Source organism: Rhizobium sp. RHZ01 (assembly GCF_014851595.1).
Classification (GTDB): Bacteria; Pseudomonadota; Alphaproteobacteria; order Rhizobiales; family Rhizobiaceae; genus Rhizobium; species Rhizobium altiplani.
Genome location: NZ_JACUZZ010000051.1, coordinates 1 through 18783 on the forward strand (window position 1 = coordinate 1; position 18783 = coordinate 18783).

Genomic DNA, 18783 nt, shown 5'->3' on the forward strand with positions numbered 1-18783 from the left:
CGAACGAAAGTTCAGGCCCGCTAGGACCAACCGCTCTGCGCATCGTCACTGCGGTGTTGCAATCACCTCAATGGCAAACGAGGCCGGTGCATCATAACCGATGCACCGGCCTCGCAATGTATAAGGCTCGCCACTACAGCGAGCCTCAGGCGTGCCCTAACCGACGCCAGGGCAGGCGGGGAAATTGTATCGAATTCACTCCGCTGACGGGTACCGTTGAGCGGTTGAAGCAGCCGCACTCCTAAACGCTTCCCGATCGACAGCCGCAAATCTGCGTCCACGTTCCTGAGCAGCCTTCTCAAGCAACATGGCGAATGCACCGAGGCTCACCTTGTCGGCGCGCAGCATTTGCCGGATCAGAGGATCTTTCAAAACTTCGGACATAGATAGGTCCTGCATGGCCATTCTCCTTCACCGGGGTGTGAAGTAGCACGGCGATGCAACGGTCAGATGTCGCCGGCGTGGCGGAAACAAGGCTATTCGACTGTGAGCGTTCCGCCTCCCTTGGAGTACTTCTTCCCTCCAAGCGAATTGATCGTTGCGCATTTTTCCTTGTCAAATTTCTCGCAAATCTTGTTGCCCTTAATGCTCCATGTGCCCTTGTAGGCAGTCTTGTCCCCGTCGACAGTCGCTTCAATTGTTCCGTCTGGTTTGTAAGTTGTGATACCCGATTGCGTCTTGGACTTCCAATGGATTGGGTGGCCTACCAGCTCGCTTTTCAACTGGTCCCCCGTTAAGGTCGCGGCATACGCTCCAGATGCGAAGGCTACCATAATGAGGCCAGAAATCGTAATCGCTTTCATCGTTCACTCCCTCCTTGCAAGCCGCATCTGCCGTCTACTTATACGACATCACGATTGCCCTCTCCACAGATCAAAGCCATGTCAACCATCTCCCAAAGGTGTAGTGTGGCTCCTTTCTTGACGTTCCAGACCCCAGTTGCCTCATTCAGATCGCGTCTAAGCCTCACGCCCCTTCAAGCTATCATTACTGATCAATCGCGATGTCAGCCTCCCACGGAAAGGCACTGAGGTTCTGTGGTTGGCCGGATCCCTGCCCGGTACTTCCCACGGTTCAGGCCGCCGCTGACCACAGTCTGCTGTCATCGGCGGATGACATCTTGACGCCGGGTGTTTTCGCCATCATTTCTCATCCAACTTCGGGGCGGAAGTTATCTCATCTCGTGCGGTGCACAGACCTTTCGAGGAGATGATTCCGATGTTCACTGCGGCCAAACACCAATCCTACCTTTCCGATTACAAGGGCTATCGGCTGGAGGCGACGTGCGCCTATTGCAGGCGACATAAAGCCTACGCGACGGATGACATCCGGGAGAAGATCGGGGATTGCCAGCTCGACGGCCTGAAGACCGCGATAGGCACCGTCTGGGGCTGCGATAGGGTCTATAGCGTCGATGCGGACCAATGCGGTCTGCGCGTGGAGATCACCGGGAAGATCAACAAAACACCCGAAATCTTGACAACGAAAAAACCCCGCTGAAGGAAGCGGGGAGTTTGTTTTGAACCCCCGGCAGTCGCGGTTGCGGGGCAATGGAACATTGAGGCTTCGCTGGGAGAGATTAAGCAAAGCCCGACCCCAAAACGGATAGGGCGCGCTTTCGTTCCTACCTCTTTTGGATGATCCCACCGATTTGGGAAACGAGCGAGCGCTCGCCGATGGCCCTTCAAATGAGCATTTCAATGCTATGGTTTCGTGATTGACCGGAAACGTCCGAATCGACTACTTCCCCCCGGCCGCGCTCATATGCCCCCGAGGCGGCACTAGGAGGGTCCGGCCACCTGTGAAGGTCGGGCCCTTGCTTCACTACAGTGCCAGCCAACAGGACAGCGTCTATGAACCGGTGAGCGTTCAACGCATCATCGCCTTTGACGCGAAGCTTTCCGCCATTTTCGATCGCATCGATGAAATTTCCGATCAGTGCGCGGTGCATCTCATGGCCGAATGCCATCGGATTTGCCCCGCCCCGCTTCCGATCGTTTCGCCACCCACCACTTCCCTGCTGCCATCAATAAAGGCGGCATCCAATCTGTTGCCCGTCAGGACTGCTGTACCTTTCGTACCGATCAATTCGATGCGCTCCGGCAGTCCCGGATAGGCGCAAGTTGTGGCATTGGGCGATCCGATCGCACCGCCTTCAAAAGAGAAGGCGGCCGTCACGAGGTCCTCCTTTTCCATCCTGTGAATAGGGGTCGTGCGGACGAATGCGGAAATTGCTGCAGGCGTACCCGCATAGTTCAGGAGCAGGTCGATCGTGTGAATACCTTGGGTGAGCAGCACACCACCGCCGTCGCGCGACATCGTTCCGCGGCCTTCGGCGTCGTAATAGCTTTGCGGTCGCCAGTTGCGGATTGCAGCCGATGCCTCCAGCAGATCGCCCAGGCGCCCGATGCGGCTCCAAGCTTCGTGGTAAGCGGAGCCTGAGGGCAAGGCTTTCCGGTCACCATGATAAAGCGTGCCAAGGGCGTTACCATCAGTCAGGTCGCCGATGCGGCCGGCGTGGCGCGTTCCAGTGTGTCGCGCGCCTTTGCGAGACCCGGGATGCTGCTGCCGGAAACCGTCGAACGGATCATGAAGGCCTGACAGCGCGGAAAGACGGGCTTAGCACAGGAAAACTGCCCGTCGCGCGATAGCTTTCCTTAAAACTGAACGCGTTGAAGTCACCAGGCGTCCTGACAATCGTGCCGACCTTGAGATCGTTCAGCAGCACATCAGCCGATGAGATTGATCTTGGATCGAGATACGCCTCAGGCATCGCCAGCACCATCCGGCCTGGCGACGAAGGCAGGCAAATCGTCGCCGTCATCATGTGGCCGAGTCAGTGCATCGACCGCCGGAACCATTGCCTGCGGAATGAGCATCAGTTCGAGACCAAGCGCGCGCGCAATGTTGATGAGAGTCGTCGTGCGGGCAGCGCTGCTTCCGGCTTCGATCTCGCGGTAGCGTGGACGCGATATACCTGCCATATCGGCGACCTGCTCTTGAGTAAGCCTCAATCCTTTTCGCGTCGTCTTCAAAAGCCGACCGATTTCCAGAAGCGCTTCAGACTCCGGCGTCATATGATACCTAAACCTATCATTCGCCACAAGATGATACCTATAAATATCATTTTCATTCCGCGTTCAAGAGTTTTGATAACTATTCAGATCATTGTACGCACTTAGATCTGTTTACAGACCATAGGCATAGCTAACCATCGATCGAAGCGCCAAGATTCAAAGACCTCGCCCACAACACTGGAACACAAGCGTCCCGCGTTTTGGATCGATTGTTTACACCTCTGTTTCTTTGCTGCGCGCGGCTGACAGCATAGCCTAACCAGTCCCAGGGACGGTCGTACCGGTCGCTCTGTTTGCCGTTCGCCGAGGCGCCGATCGCGTTGGAATTTACCGCCTGAACGTGTGGATCCGCTGCCTTTGTGAAGACCTCCGAGCAAAGTTGCGACGGATGACGATGAGGTCGGGAAATGAGTGTATACGACGACATCAGACCGCAGCCGCCATCCGTTATCATATATCTGGCATCGCGAAGCAGGAAAGGCGAGACCATTCTCGCCGCGCACCCATCAGCGATCAAGGCGCGCGGCTGGAAGAGGCAAAGTGCCTGCCACCAGGACCGCGTCTATGAACCGGTGAGCGTTCAACGCATCATCGCCCTTGACGCGAAGCTTTCCGCCATTTTCGATCGCATCGTTGAAATTTCCGATAAGTGCGCGGTACATCTCATGGCCGAATGCCATTGGATTTGCCCCCGCCACAACGACGCCGTCAAGGCAATGCAAAAGTTGTTGTCGATGCTGGCTTGGGCCGAGCGTGTCCGGCGATGACAAAATCCAAGAAGCCGCTCGGCCTTGCGTCGACCCTCCGTCAGGTGCGCGATCCGATCATCGAAGTCGAATGTACCTGTGGCCGGGCGGGCAGCTGGGTGCGCGCCGAACTCGTCAAGAAGCAAAAGGCGTCAAGGACCTTTCCGCCGCTCTTCGGCAAAAGCACCTCCGGCTCCTCGTCATTGTCGTCAGGCGCGTCGGGATTCAGTGCATAGCGTATCGCGGCTTCCAGATCCTTGATGTCCTCGTCCGAAAGCTCGTCGAACAAGGCTCGCTTTCGCTTCGAGATCGAGCCCTTGTTCTGCATGTAGAACTTGACGAACATCGAAGCCCGTCGATCAGGCATGTCGATTACTTCCCTCACCGCCTTATAGGCAGTGTCATAGGTGGCCATGAAATCCAGCTCGTCCCTGAAGTCGATCCGAATGGTCTCGGACTACCTGCCTGTTAAAATAACATTCAGCGCCCCTCAAAAAATCGTTCAGCGGAGCCTGCCCGCTCGAAAAATCCTCAGTCAGCCAAAAATTCTTTCAAAATATCGCCAGAACCTCAAAAAACGTTCAGTTAGACCACTTCGATCTATTGCAGCGCTTGCGAAGTCGCGTCGTCGAAACAACGCGTCGGATCATACGGCACGCCAGGATCGCAACCCCCATGCTCGCATGAGTTCCAATGGCGCAGACAGTTCCGACGGCAGGACGTAAGCATCAGCTACCCTCTCCTTCTGATTTGAGAACCTTCGCGGCAACCCATGCCCCAGCCCGTGAACGGAATAGAATGACAGCTGCAGACGGTCGCCCCGTTTCCATTCCTCGAGAGTGCCCCATGACATCTGTTTCGTTTGCCCGGCCGCTTTGTTCATGTCCGTCGCTTCGAGCCATTGCGAGACCAAGGCGCGTCCATTGAGCGGATTCACGACACTGTCAGCCGTTCCATGCCATACGGAGATCGGTGGCCATTCTTTCGTGTTTGGCGAAACGCTGCGCACCAGGTCACCCCACTGCTGAGGCTCTCGCTTGATACCGGACCTCATGCCGCGCATAGCCGATATTGCATCCCTTGCCGCGCCGAACGGCATCCCGGCGAAAATGGCAGCACCAGCGAAAAGATCGGGATAGGTGGCGACGAGCGCCGAAGTCATGGCTCCGCCAGCAGATAGGCCCGTAATGTAGACCCTGGACCGATCGACTCGATGGTGGCGGCATGTGTACTCGATCATCTGGCGGACCGACATCAACTCGCCACGGTCCCGCGCCACCGCACTCGGCCGAAACCAATTAAAGCATCGCTGGGGATTGTTCGTCTCGTTCTGCTGAGGATAAAGGAGAACAAAACCCCGCAGTGCAGCGAACTTGGAGAAGCCGGCTCCCGTATCCAAGCTTTCGGGCGTCTGCCTGCAGCCATGCAGGACCACGACCAATGGCGGCTTTGCCGGTAATTTGCCGGGTACGAAGAGCTTCATCGTCAACCGTCCTGGATTGCTGCCGAACCCGGTCACTTCGCTGAGTTTCGGCTTCACTGCGACCGGGCTGCGCCATTTTCTGGATACAGTTAGGGTTGGTGTGCGAAGCGCCTTTGCAAGCAGTTTTCGATACATTTTCTGCGATTTCAGCAGCCTGGAAAATGACCTCGGCAGTTTGAATGTCATCTGAAAACGCCCTCCGTCGGCGTCATCGGCGCTCCCCCCGCGGCGTGAATTGGCACCACCGCCGACAGACAAGTGAAGCCAGCCTATGGGATCAAAAGCACTTTCAGAAGACCGAAACGGACAACTCACCTATGCGTTCGATCCGGTCGTGGCTTTCGACGGTCTGCAATGTCGAGGCCGATGTTTGCGTCCATTTCGTGATCGAGTCTCAGGATTGAAGATCTGCAACGTGGCACTATTTGTTCCCTGTTCGAAGGAGGCGGCAATGCAGGACACCGATTTTCTAATTCTCTCGAGAGCCGTCAGGCAGTGGTATCGGTACTACGACGTAGATCCGGACAAAGAGGCATCCAGGCTTCTTAACCACGCAGCAGTGAAGCTTTTCGACCAGGGCCATCGGTCGGTCGAAGGCATCGCCACGGTGTTGATCGAGACCTACGTTGGCCCGTGGCCGTCGTCAGTGAATATGAATAGATCACCTGATCCAATAGGTGGACCTCAGTCCCATTAAAGCTCGCTCACGGCCTGTCGGAGAACCACAGCGCGTAACGCGCTGTGGTGAGCGCGTAACTGGATGGCGAAAATCCTGCGGTAGCCGGCGCCGCCGGCAGCGACCATTCTGCCGCGCCACCATCAGCGATCAAGCCGCGCGTCAGGAAGTGGTCGAGTGCCAGCCACCAGGACCGCGTCTATGAACCGGTGAGCGTTCAACGCATCATCGCCTTTGACGCGAAGCTTTCCGCCATTTTCGATCGCATCGATGAAATTTCCGATCAGTGCGCGGTGCATCTCATGGCCGAATGCCATCGGATTTGCCCCCGCCCCGCTTCCGATCGTTTCGCCACCCGCCATTTCCCTGCTGCCATCAATAAAGGCGGCATCCAATCTGTTACCCGTCAGGACTGCCGTACCTTTCGTACCGATCAATTCGATGCGCTCCGGTAGTCCGGGATAGGCGCAAGTTGTGGCATTGAGCGATCCAATCGCGCCGCCTTCAAAAGAGAAGGCGGCCGTCACGAGGTCCTCCGTTTCCATCCTGTGAATAGGGGTTGTGCGGACGAATGCGGAAATTGCTGCAGGCGTGCCCGCATAGTTCAGGAGCAGGTCGATCGTGTGAATACCCTGGGTGAGCAGCACACCACCGCCATCGCGCGACATCGTTCCGCGGCCTTCGGCGTCGTAATAGCCTTGCGGTCGCCAGTTGCGGATTGCAGCCGATGCCTCCACAAGATCGCCCAGGCGCCCGGACTTGACGATTTCATCGAGTTTGAGCGCCGCGTCGAGAAAGCGGTTTTGCAGTACCACCCCGAGGAGTACGCCGGCGTCTCTTGCCGCCCTTACGGTCGCTTCGGAGCGTTCGAGGGAAATGTCCAATGGTTTTTCGAGCAGAACATGTTTTCCGGCCGCTGCAGCGCGACGGACGAGTTCCAGGTGACTGCTCGGGGGCGTCAGGATCAGGATCGCCTTAATGGACGGATCCGCGAAGATCGCATCGAGGCTATCGCTCGTCGGGATGGTCGGAAATTGTTCGGCAAAGGCCTTTCTCCGGCCGGACGTCCGGCTGTAGGCGGCCACGCATTCGATACGGTCGGAGAGATCCAGCAGGGCGCGGGCATGATGACCCGCCGCCATACCGAGCCCAATCATCGCGACCCTTGTCTTCGCCATTGCCTCGCTCCTCCTTCGCCTTCGTTCCCAGCCGAGGTCTTCTGTCATGCCCGAAGAGACATGGGCGGCATGGACATCTCGATCTCCTATAGCCGCATGCCTGACGCTGCGTCGAAAAGATGACTGTTTGCCGACGCAAGCGTCAGATTGAGTACCTCACCTGTCTTGATAGAGAGACGCTCGCGCAGCTGTGCGGAGATCTTCTGGCCATCGACGGTGCCTTGAACGAACGTCTCCGAGCCGGTGGGCTCGATATTGGTGACCACAATCGGAATGCCTTGCCCGCCCGGCGCGATCGTGAGGTGTTCGGGACGGATGCCGTAACTGACGGCGCCGCCGCATGCGACCGAAGCCTGATACCCGACAGGAAGATGGATTCCGTTTTCCGTCACGACCGATTGACGGTCCTCACCGATCCTTGCCGACAGGAAATTCATCGACGGCGACCCGATGAAGCTCGCAACGAATGTATTGACCGGCCTGTCATAAAGGTCGAGGGGTGTACCGACCTGCTCGACGATACCGTCGCGCATGACGACGATGCGGTCGGCCATGGTCATAGCCTCGATCTGATCATGTGTGACGTAAACGGTCGTGGTCTTGAAGCGGGCGTGAATATCCTTCAATTCGGCACGCATCTGGACGCGCAGTTTGGCATCGAGATTGGAAAGCGGCTCGTCAAACAGGAAGACCTTGGGATTGCGCACGATCGCACGTCCCATGGCGACACGCTGGCGCTGGCCGCCGGAAAGCTGCTTGGGGTAACGCTGGAGATAGTCGGCAAGACCGAGGATGCGCGCGGCATCGGCCACCCGCCTGGCGATCTTCTCCTTCGAGGTCTTGGCGAGCCGCAGCGAAAAGCCCATGTTCTCGGCAATCGTCATGTGTGGGTAGAGCGCATAATTCTGGAAGACCATGGCAATGTCACGGTTCTTCGGCTCGACATCGTTGATGACGCGGCCATCGATACGGATCGTGCCACCGGTAATCTCTTCGAGCCCCGCAATCATCCGCAGCAAGGTGGACTTGCCACAGCCTGAAGGCCCGACCAGCACGACGAAGGCGCCGTCTGGCACTTCGACGGAAACACCCTTGATGGTTTCGAAGTCGCCATAGCTCTTGCGGACATTCTGGATTTCAACGGAAGCCATGGGTTTATCCTGAATTTCGAGTGGTCGGTTGCAGGCAATCGGCGGCGTGAATGGCCGCAAGCAGGCTAAGACCGGTATGATAACCGGGGTCGAGGTCAGGTGTGGCGGGCACGAAGTCCACCGGCCCGTCCCTGGTCATGGTCTGGTAGGCGATCGGCGGCGTACCGCGCCAGTAATGCTCGAAGAAAGCGGCATGGGCTGCATTCCAAACCCGCAGGCTGCCCGCGCTGCCGGTGCGCGCATGGGCAAGCGCAGCTGCCCGGATCGTTTCCGGGAGCGACCACCAGGGACAATAGGGACTCTGTGCCTGACCGTTCGCAATCGAGACGGTCAATGCGATACCAGGCTCGACAAAACCCTTGTCGAAAGACGAGATAACGATGCGCTCCAATATCTCGATCAGTGCCGGATCGGCATTGTCATCGAGATAGTCAAACGCGAAACCGGCGAACTCGATGCCATGTCCGACATTGCAGAGATCTTCCCCTGGCACATTGCGCAGCAGGCCCGTCGCGGGGTCGAAGTGCCGGTCGATGACATGGGCGATGAAACGATCGGCAAATGCCAGATGAGCCGTATGGCCGAAGCGCTTCAGCATGCCTGCAGCGCCAAGCAGGATCATGCGCGGGCCGAAATCATCGGCCTGGTCGGCGAGACTGTCGAGTGACAGTGGACGACGCTCGTCGATCTGGAAATGTCCGCTCTCTATTGCAGCGATGACCCTGTCGAAATAGGCGAGATGATCGACAACGGCAGGCAAATTGTAGCGGCTTGCGGCTGCGACCAGCCCCTTGGCGACGAAGGCGTCTGAATAGGAATAGATCAGAGCCGGCTTCTCTTGCGCAAGGATGCGGTTGGTGCCATCCGCATAAATCGCGTCCATCGCGCGGTCGTAGCAGAAATAGGCATGGCCGTCCGACATCTGCAAAGGCGCCAGCACATCGTAAAGACGCCGACCGGCAGCATCGAGCTTTTCGGCCAATGGCGGCAGTTCCCGCTCGAAGAACCCGGCGTGGCCGACCAGTGCTTCCAACCCACGTCCCTGGATCCAGCCATAGGTGTAATCCGGACCGCGCATGCCGTCTTGCCCGCCATAATCTTTCAGCGTCAGACTGTTCTGCTTTGTATTCAAGAACCCGCCGCCGAGCACGGGTCGCTGCAGCACCCAATAAAGCGTGCCGGCATTGGCCGCGACATAGGTCTTGCGTGCCTCGTCGAAGAAGGCCATTGCCGTTACTCCTTGAGACCGGTGTTGGCGACGCCCTGAACGAAGTTCCTTCGCAGGATGACAAACAGCAGGATGGATGGGATGAGGACGATTGCGGAAGCGGCGCTGAGGCGCCCAAGATCGACGGTAAAGCCGGTCTGGAAGAGCGCAAGGCCCACTTCGATCGTATAGCTCGACCTCGTCGTCGCCACGATGATCGGCCAGGCGAAGGCGGTCCAGGCCTGGAAGAAGGCGAGCACGGCAAGAGCCCCGAGTGCGCCGCGAAGCAGCGGCAGCACGATGCGGAAGAAGATCCAGAACTCACCGGCGCCATCGATGCGCGCGGCCTCCAGAAGCTCGTCCGGGATCGAATGGATGACATTCTGGCGGATGAGAAATATTCCGAAGCTCATCACCAGGTAACCGAGCAGCAGGCCCCAGACGGAGTTGAGGATACCGAGGCTCTTGGCCTCGAAATAGAGCGGGATCATGTAGACTTCGAACGGCACGATCGCGGTTGCCAGGAACAGCGCGAAGAGGATGTTCATCGTCCGGAAACGGAATTTGCCAAAAACGTAGCCGGCAATCGCCGAAGTCGCGACGATCGCAATCGTCGACATCACCGCGAATGCGATGCTGTTGCCGATCCAGTGGATAAGCGGCGTGTCAGCAAGAACCGTCTTGAAATTGGCGGTCGTCGGGTCGTGCGGAATGACGGTCGGTGGCCAGGCCAGCATTTCCGCCGGCGTCTTGAAGGCATTTGCAACCAGGAAGACGAGCGGCAGCAACATCAGGATCGAGACGGTCAACAGGAACACGTCGATCGCAAGGTTGGTCAGCATTTTCTTGCGGCGCAGGCGCCGTCCCTCTGCCAACTCGTCGGCAGTCGGTTCGACATGGGGCATGGCAAGTTCGACAGTCATGCCCTGCCCCTTTCTCTCAGCATGGAGAACTGGATCAGCGTCAACACCAGGACGATAACGAGCAGCACGACGGCCTCGGAAGCGGCATAGCCGACGCGGTAATTGCGGAAACTGTTTTCCAGCATGTCGAGGACAAGCACCCGCACCTGGCGCCCGGGCGCGCCTTGCGCATCGGAAGCAAGCACGAAGGCCTGGGCATAAACGTTGAAGCCCGAGACCAGCGTCACGACCGAAACGTAAAGGGTGATTGGCTTTAGCATCGGGATCGACAGGTACCAGAAGCTCTGCGGTCCCGAGGCGCCATCGAGTTTGGCGGCCTCGTAAAGCGAAACCGGCAAGCTCTTGAAACCGACAAGATAGATCAGAACCGCATAGCCGAGTGCTTGCCAGGAGCACAGCACGATGATGCAGATGACCGAGAGGACCGGATCAAACAGCCAGTTCTGCGCCGGGATGCCGAAGAAGGTCAGCATTGCATTGAGCGGCCCGAGGCGGGCATCGAAGATCCACTTCCAGGCCATTGCGGCCGGGACCAGCGACACGACATGGGGAATAAACACGGCGGTTTCGTAAAACCCGGCCATGCGCGAGCGCGTGCGGTGGAAGATCAGCGCGGCAATGATCAGCGCCATCGGGATGGTCAGGATCAGCACCCCGAAGGCAATGATCGTGGTGTTGACCAACGCATCCAGAAACAGGTGATCGCCAGTCAACTCGCGAAAATTGGCAAGCCCGATAAAGGGCTTGTTCTTCGACAAGATGTTCCACTGGAAAAGGCTGAGCCTCAACGTGTCGGCGATTGGATAAAGCCGCACATAGGCAAAGATCGCCAATGTCGGCAGGATCGCGAGGATCGCAAAGAGGAATCGTTTGCGCTTCAGCATTCAGGTGACCTCGTAGACGAGCGGCTTCGCACACGGGGGCGCAAACCCCGACCCTTGAAGCGCCCGGAACAATGCCATGTTGTCCCGGGCGGGCGATGTTGACGAAAACTGCCCGCGACTATTTCGCGAGCAAGCCCTCGCGGTCGAGGATAGTGTCCACTTCGTCGCTCGTCTTCTTCAGGAAAGCATCGATCTTGGCATCGTCGGTTGCGAGCGACGGATCGGCGAAGGCGACGACGAGCTGGGCGGCGACCCGGGTGAGGATTTCCTCGATCGGGCCGATCGATGGCAGCGTGAAGAACTTGTAGCCTTCGGGATAGTCGACAAAGGCCGCAAAGGCCGGCTGCTTGGAGGTGACCGACGCATAATCGACGCCGGACCGGTTCGGCAGCCAGCCGACATTCTGCAGCAGCCAGACGAGGTTTTCCGGCGAGTTCGCAGCCATGGCGAATTCCCAGCCGAGCTTGGCGGCGTCTTCGTCGCCGACGACATAGAGATTGGTCGGCAGCGCGATCGATCCCGTAGGAAGCGGCGCCGTCGCATATTTCAGGTCGGGCGCCTTTTGGGCAATGTCGCCGATGACCCAGGATTCGCGAATGAACATCGCGGTCTGCCCACGCTCGAAGGCATCGGCATCGGCCGGCATTTCCGGCGTTACCGATTTGTCGGTGAAGACAAGTTCCAGATATTGCTTGAGCGCCTTGCGACCCGCCTCATTGGCGAAATCCGTCTTCCACTTGCCCTCGCCAGCAGGAACAAGAATTGCGCCGCCGTACTGATGCATGTTGGTCCAGAATTTCTCGGCAATGCCCTGGCCGCCCCCCGACAGACGCAAGCTCCAGCCGGAAACGGTCGGCTTGCCCGATCCATCGCGCTGGGTCAGCTTCCTGGCATATTCGGTGTATTCTTCCATGGTTTTCGGCGGCGTGGTCAGGCCGGCGGTCTTGAACATGTCGGTATTGTAGAAAAGCGAGCCCTGCCCGCGAAAGAGTGGAACGCCGTAGACCTTGCCGTCGTAGCTGGCGATATCGGTGAAGAACCTATCGAAATTCTTGGGATCCTTGACGAAGGCGGAAATGTCTTCCGGCGCCTGCGGCAGGATGTCGTTTTCAAGGTAGCGGGTGGCGGTTGAGCCCGAGAGTTCGATGACGGTGGCGCCTTCCTGGCCACCGCCGGTCAGGCCGAGCGCCACCCGTTTCTCGTGCTCGCGCAGCGCAATCGCCTCCACCTTCACGTCGAGGTCCGGATGGCTGGCCTTCATCCCATCGGCGACGTGCTGGTAGAAGGGCGCCATTTCCGGATAGCCGCTCCAGACCGTCAGCGTTTCGGCAGAAGCCGCCGTCATGCCGGCGGTCAACGTGCCGGCAAGGGCTGCGCTCAGGAGCAATAGCCGTGTGGAAATCCTGGCCGTGACTGATGCGTTTTTCATATTCTGTTCCCTTGTTGTTATTGACAAAAAGCTCTCATGCAACCGGTTGCGTGTCAAGCTTGCGTGGCCTTTGACGTTTACCCGAATCCCCCATGCTTCCTCCTCAATTGTCGGTCGCAAGCGCGATAGCGCATCCGGCAAGCGCTTCTGCGGCGCCCGGGGCAAAGCTCATCGGCAGCCCGTAATAGCGGTGCGCCTCATCGACCTCGTAGCCACCGAACCGGAACTCGCTCGCCGGCGGGATGTAACCCGGATTGTCATCTGCAAAACCGATGACGAAGGCAGGCCTGTCGCGTCCGAGCGCAGCACGGATGGACAGTGCCGTCTCGGCAAAGATTTCTCCTGGCAAGGCGACAACAGGCACACCGCCCCAGACGAGAACCGTAACGCGCGCGGCAATGGGTTCGGGCACCACCGGCGCAATGGTTTTCGCCCAGTCTGCCCAATAGCTGAGCAGCGCTCTGCGGGCTGGTTCAGCGGTCAGAGCCTCAGTCCGCCAGCGTTGTTCGAGGGCAGCGGCTGTTTCCGTTTCGCGCCGCTCAAAGCCAAGCACAACGCTGCCGTTGCGCGCGCTCGCCCGATCGGACACCGGTTGTTCTTCGGCATGAAGCGCAGCCTCGGCGATCCTGCGGCCGACCTGACCGGCCGTGTCGAACGTGCGGTCCTGACTGGCCGAGAGCGTGATCGAGGCATGGGCAGAGTGACCGGTATTGGCGTCACCGACGCAGCCGGTCATGAACAGTGCGACGCCCCCCGGATATGCTTCTTCAAGGGCCTGACGGACGAAATGCGGATAGTCCGCAGTCCAATGCCGATTGTCGGCGCCCAGCACGACCGGATGGCAGGCATAGGCGGTAACAACCGCGATCATCGCGCCGTCCTCGCCGCAGATACGCAGCACCGGCAGGCATGTGTCCACCGGCCCGCCGGGGTGGCGCCTGTTGCGGGCGACCCCCGGGTCGCTGCCCTGCCCGACCGTGATCCGCGCTGGCCTTCGCAGGCAGACCGCCTTGTCGATCACTGCGACGCAGGCGTCTTCCAGTCGCTCCAGATAGGCCAGATCGGCGGGGACACTCAGCCTCCCCGCCATCGAAACCGGGCCCCCGTGCGTGTGAAGAGCCGCCACCACGATGTTTTCGGCTGGGAGCGCACACCGCTTGCGGATCCGTGCGCTCATCGCTGCATCGATACCGATGACGTCGGCAACGACAATGGCGGTTTCGCCAATCACCACGGCGCGGACCGTCAATCCATCATGGACGCCCTCGGCCGGCAGGGTCCGGGCCGCAAAGCCGGACATCGGCAAGCCTGGCGTGGGAGTGATGTCGATAATGGCTGCTCCGGCCCGGATCATCGGCAGAATGCCCTTTCACCGTGAACCCAGACCTCGCGGACCTGGAGCGCGCGATCACCCTGCGACCAGTCGAAGCGGATGAGATCGGCCCTCGCACCAACATCGAGCCCGCCGCGCCCGCCGACGAACCGGCCGGGGTTGCGTGTGGCGAGCAAAAGCGCGTCCGCCAGAGGCAGGCTGGCCATTTCGGCAGCGATTGCGACATTTGCCGAAAGCGGCAGGCTGGCGCCGGCAAGATAGGGAGTGCCGGCGACACCGATCCGACCTTCCGGCGAGACCTCGACAGTGCCGCCGATCGATTGCTCGTAAAGTCCGGCCGGCATGCCGGCGAGCGCCACCATGTCGGAGACGAGGAATGCCCGCTCCATGCCCTTGGCACGCAGCATGGCTTTGAACGTATCGGCCGACAGATGCCAGCCGTCGGCGATGAAGCTGGCAGTCAAGCGATCGTCAGCAAGCTGCGCCCAGATGACGTTCGGATGGCGTGGCAAGACGGCCGCCGCGCCATTGCCAAGATGCGTGGACAGGCTTGCGCCGGCGGCAGCCGCCGCATGGATTTCATCGGGCGTCGCAGCCGTATGGCCGAGTGCGACGAGAATGCCTTTTGCGCTCAGGGCCTTGATATAGTCGATACTGCCTTCCAGCTCCGGCGCGAGTGTCACCATGGCGACGAGATTGCCGGACACCTTCTGCCAGCGCTCAAATTCGGCCATGGAGGGTGGCCGGACATGCGCCAAGGGATGCGCGCCGCGCGGACCATCCATGCTTGAGATCGATGGGCCTTCGACGTGCACTCCCGGCACCATCTCGGCGATCAGCCGGTGGCCGGCGCGGCTCTTGGCGATCACCTCGAGCGCCTGGAGTATCGCCGACTCCGAAGCCGTGACGAGTGTTGGGAGCCAGGTGGTGACGCCGACGCTCAACAGTTCCTCGCAGAGCGACAGCATGATCTTTTCCGTCACAGCGCCGGCATTGAGGTCGAAGCCCCGAAAGCCGTTGACCTGCAGGTCGATCAGGCCGCTAGAGAGATAGCTCTTGTCCGTCCTTTCTGCCGGTCGGAACGCGGCTATCGTCCCGTCGAGGATATCGATGCTGATACCCTTTTGGCTGCGAGGATCGATGCCGTCGACGGTGACCATCAGAGCGCCTTCACCCGACCCTGGAAATGTTCAATGAAGCGGGCGTTTGCCTCGTCGCCGCCCGGCGCATTGCCGCTGCGCCAGACAGGCGGCTCGATGCCGCGCTCGGCGAGCCTCGCAACCGTGCGGATGACGAGGCAGTTCAGCGTGAAGGCGTTGGCGAAGGTGGAGACCGCCGCAATGTTTTCGCCCATGCCCGGCACGCGGACAATGGCATCGCCGATCGGCACCTTGCAGTCGATCGCGATGTCGACGATTTCGTGCAGATTCTGCTTTGTCGGGTGGCGGGCCGGATGATTGGGGGAGGTGTTGGCAGCATGCTGGAAGGAGCTGATGCCGATCAGGAAGACGCCGCGCCGGCGCGCTTCCAGCGCCGCATCGATCAATGCGGCATTGATCCCGTAAGCGTTTACCAGGATCAGCAGATCGCCTTCGCCAAGACGCTGATTGGTGATCACCACCTTGCCATAACCTGGCGTGCGTTCGATCGCCATGGAGCGCAACGCGCCGTTCGACAGCAGCGTGCCTTCATCGAGGATGGCGCTGATGTGCATCAGCCCGCCGGCACGGAAGAAGACTTCCTGCGAGGCCAGGTTCGAGTGACCACCCGGCCCGTAGATGTGTACCAGACGATCGACGGCGATCTGATCGGCAAGCTTTGACGCCGCCTGATTGAGCGCCCCCCTCTCCTCTTCCAGCACCCGGCGCATCAGCGCCTGCGTTGCAACAAAATAATCGGCGCAAAGCGCATCGGCATCAATGGCGTCGGCTTCAGGCATCGGGGTCGGAGTCCCTGTCGATATAGAGGGTGCAGGCCTCATGGTTGCGCAGGATGCTGGCCGGGCAATTGGTGCTGAGCGGGCCATAGAGGGTTTTCGACACCGCATCGCGCTTGACCGCGCCCGGCACGACGCAGAACAGACGACCTGCCCGCAGCAGGCGCGGCACGGTCAACGTGATGGCCCGGTGCGGTACAGATCCAAGGTCGGGAAAGCAATCGTCGTCCACCTGCTGCTGGCGGCAGACCTCGTCCAGCTCGACGATCTTCACGTCCAGAGGATCGTTGAAATCTGCAACCGGCGGATCGTTGAAGGCGATGTGGCCGTTCACACCGATGCCGAGGCAGATCAAGTCGATCGGCGCTTCGTTCAACAGGGAGGAATAGCGCGCGATCTCCGCCTCGGCATCCGGCTCCGGTGTGATACGGTGGACAGCGGCAAACGGCAACCGCGTGAAGACATGGGCGTCGAGCCAATTGGCAAACCGCGCCGGCGCGGCCGGATCGAGGCCGACATATTCGTCCATATGAAAAGCCGTCACCCGCCGCCACTCGATGCCTGGCTGAGTGACGAGCGCCGAGAGCATGTCGGCCTGACTGGGGGCGGCCGCAAACACCATGCGCACGCTCGACTGCCGTGACAAGCATCCAATGAGTGCGCCGGCAATGTCTGCAGCAGCAGCAGCCCCCATCTCGGCCCGGGTGGCGAAGCTTTCGACCGTCAGCCGGTCGATGACCCGGCTTGCTTGCGGCGACGGACGGTGAGCGGTGGCAGGGTTCAAATTGGTCTCCACGTCAGGACATGGGAACAGGCATCGCAGGCCGCAATGACGGCGGCGTCCAGTCAAGTTCCCTTTGTTCTCGTTGGGCGCAGAATTCCATGCAACCGGTTGCATGTCAAGCGATTGAGTGGCAGTGTGGGGCTGTTGATTGATGCGGCTCCGAACTTCGTGGTAAGCGGAGCCTGAGGGCAAGGGTTTCCGGTCACCATGATAAAGCGTGCCAAGGGCGTTACCATCAGTCAGGTCGCGGATGCGGCCGGCGTGGCGCGTTCCAGTGTGTCGCGCGCCTTTACGAGACCCGGGATGCTGTTGCCGGAAACCGTCGAACGGATCATGAAAGCCGCCGAGGCACTCGGTTATGTTCCCAATCACACGGCCCGTGCGCTCAGCACGGGGCGGCACGGAAATGTCGGCCTCATCGTCCCCGATATCGCCAATCCCTTCTTCCCGCCCCTCATTCAGGCAGCCCAGCTCGAAGCGGACCGCTCTGATTTCTGCATCTTCCTCGGCAATACCGGCGAAAGCCCGAAGCAGGAAGACAAGCTCGTCGGGCGTTTCGCCGGCCAGGTCGAGGGTCTGGTGCTGGCGTCCTCGCGACTTTCGGAAGACCGCATCCGCGCCCATGCCGAAAAGTTGCCGCTCGTGCTGATCAATCGCGATATCGCGGGCATTCCCCGTGTCCTCATCGACAGCAGCTCAGGTGTGCGCCAGGCTGTCGAGCATCTGGCGAAGCTCGGCCATCGCAGGATCGCCTATGTCAGCGGGCCTGCAAATTCCTGGTCGAACAAGCAGCGACGCGCGGCCATCCGCAGTGCGGCAACATCGGCCGGCATCGAGGTCGACATCGTGGCGGCAGCCCTGCCGAGCTACGAGTCCGGGCGCAATGTGGTCCAGGCTGTCCTTTCGACTGGCGCGACAGCCGCTGTCGCCTTTGACGACGTGACGGCGCAGGGCGTTCTGGCCGGACTGTCCGAAAACCATGTCTCCGTGCCGGCCGATTTCAGCCTCATCGGTTGCGATGACGTCCTTGGCGCCGTCACCTTTCCGGCCCTCACCTCGGTTTCGAACCGGTCAGTCGAGGCGGGCCGCGTCGCCGTTTCGCTGCTTCTCGACATGCTGCAGTCCCATGCCATACGTGACGTGCGCTGCGTTCTTGAGACCCATCTCGTCTTGCGCAGCACAACCACTGCTGTCGCCTGATCCCTGCCGCAAGACCAGGCCTTGACCCAGATGCCTCAGAATTTTGCTAGTGCGCGTGCGTGCCAAATATCGGCGCCATCATCTTGACGTGCGCGTCGATCCGCTCGAGCACCTTTATCGGAACGACCTCGCGCTCCGGCAGCGACCACCAGGTTTGGTTCACCCGCTCAACGGTTTCGGTCACCGCCTTGAAAACGGCAGCCTCCGGCAATCGCGCACGGTTAGCGAAGGCCTTCCATCGTTGCACGCTCATTGCCTTGAAGGAGCGTTCGCCAGCCAGCGACAGCGCCATGGCATCTGCCGGGATGTAAGGAATGGTCGAGAGCTTATCTGGTCTCGCCCGAACAGGACTTATCAGGATCACGAGACTCCGCCAAAACAGCGGAGCCTCGCGTCCGGCAAATACAGCATTGCTGTAATTGCTGGATTTCACAGCATCACTTTGACATAGTCCGGGGAACGATCTCGAAAGATTAAAGAGATGGCCAGCCGAAAGGGATCCTATACGACGAGCGATCTTTCGCGGAAGTCCGGCGATATCATCGCCGAAGCGCTTCGTCATCCCGTGACGATCACTCAGCGCAGCAAACCGCGTCTCGTTATCTTGAACATAAACGACTACGAGCGGCTCATGAAGGGCGCCGATGCTCGAGCGATCGGGTCGATCGACACCATGTCCGACGCCTTGTTCGCCGACATGGAACGCGTGGTCGAACAATATGCTGAGGACGACGAGGTCGGGCGATGAGTGTTTATGACGACATCCAGACCGCAGC

At 59.7% G+C, this 18783-nt stretch carries 21 protein-coding genes and 3 pseudogenes; 5 read left to right on the forward strand and 19 right to left on the reverse strand.

Features of this window, described 5'->3' with window-relative positions; all coding sequences use genetic code 11:
* Positions 1–195 precede the first annotated feature (195 nt).
* Positions 196–399, reverse strand: coding sequence for a hypothetical protein (locus IB248_RS29820; RefSeq protein ID WP_192242136.1), 204 nt, complete (start codon positions 397–399; stop codon positions 196–198).
* A gap of 77 nt (positions 400–476) precedes the next feature.
* A complete protein-coding gene (locus IB248_RS29825) occupies positions 477–803 on the reverse strand; it encodes a hypothetical protein (protein WP_192242137.1) in 327 nt (108 codons plus the stop codon).
* 415 nt (positions 804–1218) lie between these two features.
* Here IB248_RS29825 and IB248_RS29830 point away from each other — a divergent pair, with 415 nt between their 5' ends.
* On the forward strand, positions 1219–1500 hold the full coding sequence (locus tag IB248_RS29830; protein WP_192242138.1) for a hypothetical protein: 282 nt from the start codon (positions 1219–1221) through the stop codon (positions 1498–1500).
* Positions 1501–1935: 435 nt separating this feature from the next.
* Here the strand turns inward: IB248_RS29830 and IB248_RS29835 are convergent, their stop codons facing one another.
* Complete coding sequence (locus tag IB248_RS29835; protein WP_246779324.1) at positions 1936–2448, reverse strand: Gfo/Idh/MocA family oxidoreductase; 513 nt, start codon at positions 2446–2448, stop codon at positions 1936–1938.
* Between the two features lie 15 nt (positions 2449–2463).
* On the opposite strand from IB248_RS29835, the pseudogene IB248_RS29840 reads away from it, so the two are divergent.
* Positions 2464–2598, forward strand: a pseudogene (locus IB248_RS29840) (LacI family DNA-binding transcriptional regulator); the annotation flags it as partial.
* A 4-nt stretch (positions 2599–2602) separates the two neighbouring features.
* Here IB248_RS29840 and IB248_RS32070 read toward each other — a convergent pair.
* From IB248_RS32070 to IB248_RS29860, 5 genes and pseudogenes are all read right to left on the reverse strand, one after another.
* A pseudogene (locus tag IB248_RS32070) lies at positions 2603–2785 on the reverse strand (type II toxin-antitoxin system HipA family toxin); the annotation flags it as partial.
* Positions 2766–3077, reverse strand: coding sequence for a helix-turn-helix transcriptional regulator (locus IB248_RS29845; RefSeq protein WP_192242139.1), 312 nt, complete (start codon positions 3075–3077; stop codon positions 2766–2768). The pseudogene IB248_RS32070 and the gene IB248_RS29845, both read right to left, overlap by 20 nt.
* Positions 3078–3583: 506 nt before the next feature.
* Positions 3584–3757: a hypothetical protein gene (locus tag IB248_RS29850; protein WP_246779325.1), complete on the reverse strand. Its 174-nt coding sequence runs from the start codon at positions 3755–3757 to the stop codon at positions 3584–3586.
* Between the two features lie 127 nt (positions 3758–3884).
* A complete protein-coding gene (locus IB248_RS29855; protein WP_192242140.1) occupies positions 3885–4238 on the reverse strand; it encodes a hypothetical protein in 354 nt (117 codons plus the stop codon).
* A gap of 231 nt (positions 4239–4469) precedes the next feature.
* Positions 4470–5492, reverse strand: a complete 1023-nt coding sequence (locus IB248_RS29860) for a PHB depolymerase family esterase (RefSeq protein ID WP_192242141.1) — start codon at positions 5490–5492, stop codon at positions 4470–4472.
* Positions 5493–5757: 265 nt separating this feature from the next.
* Here IB248_RS29860 and IB248_RS32075 point away from each other — a divergent pair, with 265 nt between their 5' ends.
* On the forward strand, positions 5758–6003 hold the full coding sequence (locus IB248_RS32075; protein WP_113162279.1) for a hypothetical protein: 246 nt from the start codon (positions 5758–5760) through the stop codon (positions 6001–6003).
* Positions 6004–6125: 122 nt separating this feature from the next.
* On the opposite strand, the gene IB248_RS29865 is transcribed toward IB248_RS32075, so the two are convergent.
* The 10 genes from IB248_RS29865 to IB248_RS29910 form a co-directional block, all read right to left on the reverse strand.
* Positions 6126–7160, reverse strand: a complete 1035-nt coding sequence (locus tag IB248_RS29865) for a Gfo/Idh/MocA family oxidoreductase (protein ID WP_192242142.1) — start codon at positions 7158–7160, stop codon at positions 6126–6128.
* Positions 7161–7246: 86 nt separating this feature from the next.
* A complete protein-coding gene (gene ugpC / locus IB248_RS29870; protein ID WP_192242143.1) occupies positions 7247–8311 on the reverse strand; it encodes a sn-glycerol-3-phosphate ABC transporter ATP-binding protein UgpC in 1065 nt (354 codons plus the stop codon).
* 4 nt (positions 8312–8315) lie between these two features.
* Entirely contained in the window at positions 8316–9539 is a 1224-nt protein-coding gene (locus IB248_RS29875) for an AGE family epimerase/isomerase (protein WP_192242144.1), read from the reverse strand.
* Between the two features lie 5 nt (positions 9540–9544).
* Entirely contained in the window at positions 9545–10441 is an 897-nt protein-coding gene (locus IB248_RS29880) for a carbohydrate ABC transporter permease (RefSeq protein WP_246779326.1), read from the reverse strand.
* Positions 10438–11325 (reverse strand): sugar ABC transporter permease, encoded by an 888-nt coding sequence (locus tag IB248_RS29885; protein WP_018859979.1) that lies wholly within the window; start codon positions 11323–11325, stop codon positions 10438–10440. Before IB248_RS29885 ends, IB248_RS29880 begins: the two co-directional genes overlap by 4 nt.
* A gap of 118 nt (positions 11326–11443) precedes the next feature.
* On the reverse strand, positions 11444–12754 hold the full coding sequence (locus IB248_RS29890) for an extracellular solute-binding protein (protein WP_192242145.1): 1311 nt from the start codon (positions 12752–12754) through the stop codon (positions 11444–11446).
* 103 nt (positions 12755–12857) lie between these two features.
* Complete coding sequence (locus IB248_RS29895) at positions 12858–14108, reverse strand: alkaline ceramidase (RefSeq protein ID WP_192242146.1); 1251 nt, start codon at positions 14106–14108, stop codon at positions 12858–12860.
* Positions 14105–15247 (reverse strand): amidohydrolase family protein, encoded by a 1143-nt coding sequence (locus tag IB248_RS29900; RefSeq protein WP_192242147.1) that lies wholly within the window; start codon positions 15245–15247, stop codon positions 14105–14107. Before IB248_RS29900 ends, IB248_RS29895 begins: the two co-directional genes overlap by 4 nt.
* Positions 15247–16026 carry a sugar isomerase domain-containing protein gene (locus IB248_RS29905; protein WP_192242148.1) on the reverse strand — a complete coding sequence of 260 codons (780 nt, stop codon included), beginning with the start codon at positions 16024–16026 and terminating at the stop codon, positions 15247–15249. Before IB248_RS29905 ends, IB248_RS29900 begins: the two co-directional genes overlap by 1 nt.
* A complete protein-coding gene (locus IB248_RS29910) occupies positions 16019–16807 on the reverse strand; it encodes a 6-phosphogluconolactonase (protein ID WP_192242149.1) in 789 nt (262 codons plus the stop codon). The genes IB248_RS29905 and IB248_RS29910 overlap by 8 nt, the downstream gene beginning before the upstream one ends.
* A gap of 207 nt (positions 16808–17014) precedes the next feature.
* On the opposite strand from IB248_RS29910, the gene IB248_RS29915 reads away from it, so the two are divergent.
* Entirely contained in the window at positions 17015–18007 is a 993-nt protein-coding gene (locus IB248_RS29915) for a LacI family DNA-binding transcriptional regulator (protein WP_192242150.1), read from the forward strand.
* A 46-nt stretch (positions 18008–18053) separates the two neighbouring features.
* Here IB248_RS29915 and IB248_RS29920 read toward each other — a convergent pair.
* Positions 18054–18362: pseudogene (locus IB248_RS29920) on the reverse strand (type II toxin-antitoxin system HipA family toxin); the annotation flags it as partial.
* 126 nt (positions 18363–18488) lie between these two features.
* Between IB248_RS29920 and IB248_RS29925 the strand changes: the two are divergent.
* Positions 18489–18755 (forward strand): type II toxin-antitoxin system prevent-host-death family antitoxin, encoded by a 267-nt coding sequence (locus tag IB248_RS29925; RefSeq protein WP_192242151.1) that lies wholly within the window; start codon positions 18489–18491, stop codon positions 18753–18755.
* The last annotated feature ends 28 nt before the right edge of the window (positions 18756–18783 follow it).

Excerpts from the sequence above, each read along its gene's own strand:
- IB248_RS29855 (WP_192242140.1), bottom strand. The coding sequence starts at position 4,238 with ATGGCCACCTATGACACTGCCTATAAGGCGGTGAGGGAAGTAATCGAC.
- IB248_RS29915 (WP_192242150.1), top strand. The coding sequence starts at position 17,015 with ATGATAAAGCGTGCCAAGGGCGTTACCATCAGTCAGGTCGCGGATGCG.
- IB248_RS29895 (WP_192242146.1), bottom strand. The coding sequence starts at position 14,108 with ATGATCCGGGCCGGAGCAGCCATTATCGACATCACTCCCACGCCAGGC.
- IB248_RS29890 (WP_192242145.1), bottom strand. The coding sequence starts at position 12,754 with ATGAAAAACGCATCAGTCACGGCCAGGATTTCCACACGGCTATTGCTC.
- IB248_RS29845 (WP_192242139.1), bottom strand. The coding sequence starts at position 3,077 with ATGACGCCGGAGTCTGAAGCGCTTCTGGAAATCGGTCGGCTTTTGAAG.
- IB248_RS29905 (WP_192242148.1), bottom strand. The coding sequence starts at position 16,026 with ATGCCTGAAGCCGACGCCATTGATGCCGATGCGCTTTGCGCCGATTAT.
- ugpC (WP_192242143.1), bottom strand. The coding sequence starts at position 8,311 with ATGGCTTCCGTTGAAATCCAGAATGTCCGCAAGAGCTATGGCGACTTC.
- IB248_RS29830 (WP_192242138.1), top strand. The coding sequence starts at position 1,219 with ATGTTCACTGCGGCCAAACACCAATCCTACCTTTCCGATTACAAGGGC.
- IB248_RS29880 (WP_246779326.1), bottom strand. The coding sequence starts at position 10,441 with ATGACTGTCGAACTTGCCATGCCCCATGTCGAACCGACTGCCGACGAG.
- IB248_RS29850 (WP_246779325.1), bottom strand. The coding sequence starts at position 3,757 with ATGGCATTCGGCCATGAGATGTACCGCGCACTTATCGGAAATTTCAAC.
- IB248_RS29885 (WP_018859979.1), bottom strand. The coding sequence starts at position 11,325 with ATGCTGAAGCGCAAACGATTCCTCTTTGCGATCCTCGCGATCCTGCCG.
- IB248_RS29820 (WP_192242136.1), bottom strand. The coding sequence starts at position 399 with ATGCAGGACCTATCTATGTCCGAAGTTTTGAAAGATCCTCTGATCCGG.
- IB248_RS29865 (WP_192242142.1), bottom strand. The coding sequence starts at position 7,160 with ATGGCGAAGACAAGGGTCGCGATGATTGGGCTCGGTATGGCGGCGGGT.
- IB248_RS32075 (WP_113162279.1), top strand. The coding sequence starts at position 5,758 with ATGCAGGACACCGATTTTCTAATTCTCTCGAGAGCCGTCAGGCAGTGG.
- IB248_RS29900 (WP_192242147.1), bottom strand. The coding sequence starts at position 15,247 with ATGGTCACCGTCGACGGCATCGATCCTCGCAGCCAAAAGGGTATCAGC.
- IB248_RS29925 (WP_192242151.1), top strand. The coding sequence starts at position 18,489 with ATGGCCAGCCGAAAGGGATCCTATACGACGAGCGATCTTTCGCGGAAG.
- IB248_RS29875 (WP_192242144.1), bottom strand. The coding sequence starts at position 9,539 with ATGGCCTTCTTCGACGAGGCACGCAAGACCTATGTCGCGGCCAATGCC.
- IB248_RS29860 (WP_192242141.1), bottom strand. The coding sequence starts at position 5,492 with ATGACATTCAAACTGCCGAGGTCATTTTCCAGGCTGCTGAAATCGCAG.
- IB248_RS29825 (WP_192242137.1), bottom strand. The coding sequence starts at position 803 with ATGAAAGCGATTACGATTTCTGGCCTCATTATGGTAGCCTTCGCATCT.